General features: G+C 69.8%; 5 protein-coding genes. 2 read left to right on the top strand and 3 right to left on the bottom strand.

Annotated features, from left to right (window positions below; genetic code table 11):
- Positions 1-142: 142 nt before the first annotated feature.
- Together ABZU72_RS28595 and ABZU72_RS28590 are read right to left on the bottom strand one after the other, a co-directional pair.
- Positions 143-1,147 carry an NAD(P)H-dependent glycerol-3-phosphate dehydrogenase gene (locus ABZU72_RS28595; protein ID WP_355022151.1) on the bottom strand — a complete coding sequence of 335 codons (1,005 nt, stop codon included), beginning with the start codon at positions 1,145-1,147 and terminating at the stop codon, positions 143-145.
- Positions 1,144-1,908, bottom strand: a complete 765-nt coding sequence (locus ABZU72_RS28590; protein ID WP_355022150.1) for a lysophospholipid acyltransferase family protein — start codon at positions 1,906-1,908, stop codon at positions 1,144-1,146. The genes ABZU72_RS28595 and ABZU72_RS28590 overlap by 4 nt, the downstream gene beginning before the upstream one ends.
- Positions 1,909-1,969: 61 nt before the next feature.
- On the opposite strand from ABZU72_RS28590, the gene cofC reads away from it, so the two are divergent.
- On the top strand, positions 1,970-2,611 hold the full coding sequence (gene cofC / locus ABZU72_RS28585) for a 2-phospho-L-lactate guanylyltransferase (RefSeq protein ID WP_355022149.1): 642 nt from the start codon (positions 1,970-1,972) through the stop codon (positions 2,609-2,611).
- Here cofC and ABZU72_RS28580 read toward each other — a convergent pair.
- On the bottom strand, positions 2,608-3,189 hold the full coding sequence (locus ABZU72_RS28580; RefSeq protein WP_355022148.1) for a hypothetical protein: 582 nt from the start codon (positions 3,187-3,189) through the stop codon (positions 2,608-2,610). The two genes, cofC and ABZU72_RS28580, sit on opposite strands and share 4 nt — an antisense overlap.
- A gap of 163 nt (positions 3,190-3,352) precedes the next feature.
- On the opposite strand from ABZU72_RS28580, the gene ABZU72_RS28575 reads away from it, so the two are divergent.
- Positions 3,353-4,630, top strand: coding sequence for a hypothetical protein (locus ABZU72_RS28575; RefSeq protein WP_355022147.1), 1,278 nt, complete (start codon positions 3,353-3,355; stop codon positions 4,628-4,630).
- Positions 4,631-4,799: the final 169 nt, after the last annotated feature.

Raw genomic sequence — 4,799 nt, 5'->3', positions numbered from 1 at the left:
GGAGCTGCGCGAGCTGATCGAGGAGCGGCTTGGCGAGGCTGACAGTGCCGACTGGCTGGCCGTGATGGAGCGCCACAGCGTGCCGGCGTGCGGAACTCCGCACGGGAAGCGGGCCTTCGGCTGCATACCTTGACGAAGGAACCTACTCGGTCTCGGCCTTCGTCGGCCGCTCGAGCATCTCGTCCATGATCTCGCTGACGGTCTTGGCGCCGGAGACGACGTCGTCGACGTACTGCGCCAGCGGCACGTCGACCCCGACCTTCGCGGCCAGCTCGCGCAGCGAGTGGGAGGACTTGGCGCCCTCGGCGACCTGGTGGCTGGAGGCGAGGATGTCGGCGGTGGTCATGCCCTTGCCGAGCTTCTCCCCGAACGTACGGTTGCGCGAGAGCGGCGAGGAGCAGGTCGCGGCCAGGTCTCCGAGGCCGGCCAGACCCATGAGAGTCATCGGATTGGCGCCGAGCTGCATCGCCAGGCGTGCGGTCTCGGCGAGACCGCGGGTGATCAGCGACGCCTGGGTGTTGTCGCCGAACCCCATCCCGGCGGCCATCCCGGTCGAGATCGCGACCACGTTCTTGTAGGCCCCGCCGATCTCGCAGCCGACCACGTCGGTCGAGGTGTAGGGACGGAACGCGGGCGAGTGGACACGCGCCTGGATCGTCTTGGCGACCTCCTCGTCGGCGCACGCCACCACACCGGCGGCGGGCTCGCGACGGATGATCTCCTTGGACAGGTTGGGCCCGCTGACCACCGCGATCCGCTCCGGCCCCGCACCGGTGACGTGGGCGATCACCTCGCTCATCCGCTCGAGGGTGCCGAGCTCGACGCCCTTCATCAGCGAGACCAGCGGTACGTCCTGGGGCAGGAACGGCGCCCAGTCGGTGAGGTTGGCGCGCAGCGTCTGCGACGGCGCCGCGAGGACGACCAGATCGGCTCCGTGCGCGGCCTTCTCGATGTCGTGGGTGGCGCTGATGTTGTGCGGCAGCTCGGTGCCCGGGTGGTAGTCGGGGTTCTCGTGGGTGTCGTTGATCGCCGCGGCGACCTCCTCACGCCGCGCCCACATGGTCACGTCGTTGCCCGCGTCGGCGAGGATGACCGAGAACGCGGTGCCCCATGAGCCCGCTCCGAAGACCGCTACCTTGCCACTCAATTGTCGTCCTTCTTCTTCGTCTTGCGGGGGTCGCCGGTCGCGTTCACACCGGCCTTCTTCGGGTCGAAGAGCTCGCTGGGCGGCTCCTCCTCCCGGATGTCGGCCACCAGGCCGACGATCGCCTTCATGATCCGGTCGGTCGCCTCGTTGACGACCGCCGGCGTGTGCTCCTGGACCTCGAGATCCTTCAGGTCGACCGGGTCACCGATCTTCATCTGGATCATCTTGCGACCGATCAGGTGCGGCTTGAGAGAGTACGCCGGAAGCAGCTCCTGGGCTCCCCACTGTCCCACCGGGTAGACCGGGGCACCGGTCGCGAGCGCGATCCGCGCCGCACCGGACTTGCCGCGCATGGGCCAGCCGGTCGGGTCCTTGGTGATGGACCCCTCGACGTAGACGACCACGATGCTGCCCTCGTTGACGGCCTTGACGGCCGCGTCGAACGCCGACGCACCTGCTGTCCGATCCACGGGGATCTGCCGGGCGGCCCGCAGGAACTTGCCCAACGGACCCTTGAACAACGCTGCCTTGGCCAGATAGCTCGGCCTACGTCCGTAGTCCCACACGATGTGCGCGGCGGTGAACGGGTCGATCTCGGAGACGTGGTTGAGCGCGAACACCGCTCCCCCGCTCTCCGGGATCTTCTCGCCGCCCACCCACTGGTGCTTGGTGGTGGCGAGAAGGACGGGCTTCACGATGCCAACAGCCACGGTCCACGGCCAGCCGAGCTTGCCCTCCTGGAACTTCCGGTACTTTCCCACGCAGGGCAGGCTACCGGGCCATCTCCGCGTGGTTGTGAGATACCTGTCAGGATCTACCTCGATGCCTGTACCTGCACCCGGTTACGTCGTACTGCTACCCGTCAAGCCTCCGGCGCGCGGCAAGTCCCGGCTGGTCGGAATCGAGTCGCACGAACGGGCGGATCTCGCCCGCTCGTTCGCCCTCGACACCGCCGAGTCGTGCCTGGCCGCCTCCGGCGTCGGCGCCGTGCTGGTGATCACCGACGACTCCTACTTCGCCGCCGACGTCGCCCGTCTCGGCGCCGCCGTCATCCCCGACGGAGTCAGCGGAGACCTCAACGAGACCCTCGTGCAGGGAGCGCTCGAGGCCCGGCGCCGCTGGCCGGGGCTTCGCCCCGTTGCCCTGTGCGGCGACCTGCCCGCACTCCGCTCCGCCGACCTGGACGCGGCACTGAGCGCGGCGGACGGGTTCGGGGCTGCGTACGTCGAGGACGCGGCGGGTGGGGGCACCACCCTCTACACCGCGACCCACGACCGGTTCCGGCCCGCGTTCGGGCCCGGGTCCGCCACCGCCCATCGCGACGGCGGCGCCCATCCGCTGGAGGGCGACCTCCGCTCGCTGCGCCACGACGTCGACACTCTCGAGGACCTCGAGACCGTACGCAGCCTGGGCCTCGGGCCGCGTACGACTCTCGCCTCCGTGCGCGTCGGGAGTCCGGGCTAGGAGTCGCCGGACGGCGTCTCGGTCTCGGTCGCCGGGCTTGTCGATGCCCCGCTCGCGGGAGCCTTCTTCGCCGCGGTCGTCTTCTTCGCCGCTGTCTTCTTCGCGGGAGCCTTCTTGGCCGTCGTCTTCTTGGCTGCGGTCGTCTTCTTCGCCGCCGTCTTCTTGGCAGCAGTCTTCTTCGCGGCCGTCGTCTCCGCAGGCGTCGTGTCTGCGGGCGTTGCCGCGGCAGAGGTCTTCTTCGCCGGGGTGGTCGCAGCGGAGGTGGTCTTCTTGGCCGCTGGGGTCTTCTGGGCCGCGGGGGCCTTCTTCGCGGTCGTCTTCTTGGCGGCGGTCTTCTTCGCCGCCGGAGCCTTCGTGGCCGTCGTCTTCTTCGCCGCGGTCGTCGTCTTCTTCGCGGGGCTCTTCTTGGCAGTGGTCTTCTTGGCGGCGGTCTTCTTCACCGGCTCGGCGACCGGCTCAGCGGGCGGCTCCACGACCGGCTCAGCGGCCTTGGCCGGCGCCTTACGCCGCCCTGGCCGCGGCACCTTGACCTTGCCGGACACCACGTCGGCGACCAGCTTCCCGGCCGTCTCCCGCACCGCGCCGACTACTCTTCCGGCCTGTTTGCCTGCATCAACTACTCGTTTTCTCACCACCCGATCGACCTTAGGCCATCTCCGGGACTTCCGGACATACCGACGGCATGTGAAAACGGATTGTTCACCTGATCGCTCCTGATTCCGACGCCTTCACGTGGTTACCGTGGAGAGACTCGGGGCACGTCCGCAGCATCGCTTCGACATCGCAGCCTTCGGGAGACAGGACGAGGAAGGTACGACCATCACCGACGTGCACATCGACGAGGAGCCGCCCGCCGTGGTGCTCGAGGAGCCGCAGACCACGGTGAGGCCCAGCCGCGCCGGGATCCTGTTCTCGGCCTGCATCATCCTCGCCCTGATCGCCTCCGTGGCCTGGCTGGCCGTCCACACGACCCGGCTCGCCGAGGGCCGCACGGGCGCCAACGTACCGACGCCGGCGCCGCCCGCTCCGACGGTCCGCAACAGCGAGCCGGCCATCCCCGCGACGTACGCCGATCTGCCCGTCGGCCCCGCGACGACCCTGCCCTTCGTCGACCAGGCCGGCCGGCTCCAGCTCGGCGCGAAGCCGCAGAAGGTCTTCGGCTCCCAGATGAGCGTGGCCGGCTGGACGGTGCTGATGTACGAGCGCGCCGACAAGCCCGGTCCGGTGTGGATCGCGCGGCGCGGGTCGACCATCCAGGTCCCCGGCCTGTGGACCCAGCCGGTCCTGAGCAAGGACGGCAACCAGCTCTTCGCGCTCCAGCAGACCGACGACGCCGCCTCCGCCCTCGTCGCGGTGGACACCACGACGGGCGAGGAGACCGACCGGCTCGTGCTCGAGGGCACGCCTGCGGCCACCGCGGTCCTCGGCACCGACCGCACCCGGGCCTACTTCCGCACCGGAATCGTGCCCGCCCCGCCGGCAGTGCCCGGAAACTACGGCGAGCTCACCGTCTCCCGGCCGCCGGTGACCGCCTGGGATCCGGGTGAGGCCACCCAGCGGATCTCGCTGCCGCTCGGCTACCAGCAGCTGATCCCGCTGCGCCGCGGCGTACTCCTCCACAACCCCAGCGAGTGGGAGGCCCGCTTCGCCGCCATCGAGGCCGACGGCAGCCTCACCCAGCCCGGCGTCCACGCACCGCTGCCGGGCTCGGTCGCCGACTCCCCCGACGGCTCGATCGTCGCCATCGCCCGCAACCCCAGCGACCCCGGGATGATCAGCTACGGCGCCGAGCGCGGCATCGCGGTCAACATGAGCACCTCCGAGCACATCGACCTGCGCGTACCCGACTCCGTCGAGAAGGTACGCGTCGCCGGCTTCGAGTCCGACCGCAGCGTCGTCCTCTACACCGCGACCGCTGCCGAGTCCTGGTACCTCCGCTGCTGGGTCGACACCGGCTCCTGCGACCGCATCACCGGCTCCCAACGTGGTGCCGACGGCCGCCAGATCCGCCTCCCCTAGCGCCGAGAAGGCAGGTACGTCGGCCGAAACGTCAGGTACGTCGGCCGAGAAGGCAGTTGCGTCGGCCGAGAAGGCAGTTGCGTCGTCCGCCGGAAGCTCGGTCTCGACTTGATCCTCGCATACCATGCGCGAGCCGCCTCATCCTCTTCCCAGGGCACGTCGCCGAGAT

It is taken from the genome of Nocardioides sp. NPDC004968, assembly GCF_040608935.1.
Lineage (GTDB): Bacteria > Actinomycetota > Actinomycetes > Propionibacteriales > Nocardioidaceae > Nocardioides.
This window is presented reverse-complemented; position numbering and strand designations above follow the sequence as displayed.

Coding starts and splice junctions, on each gene's coding strand:
- cofC (WP_355022149.1), top strand. CDS start 1,970: ATGCCTGTACCTGCACCCGGTTACGTCGTACTGCTACCCGTCAAGCCT.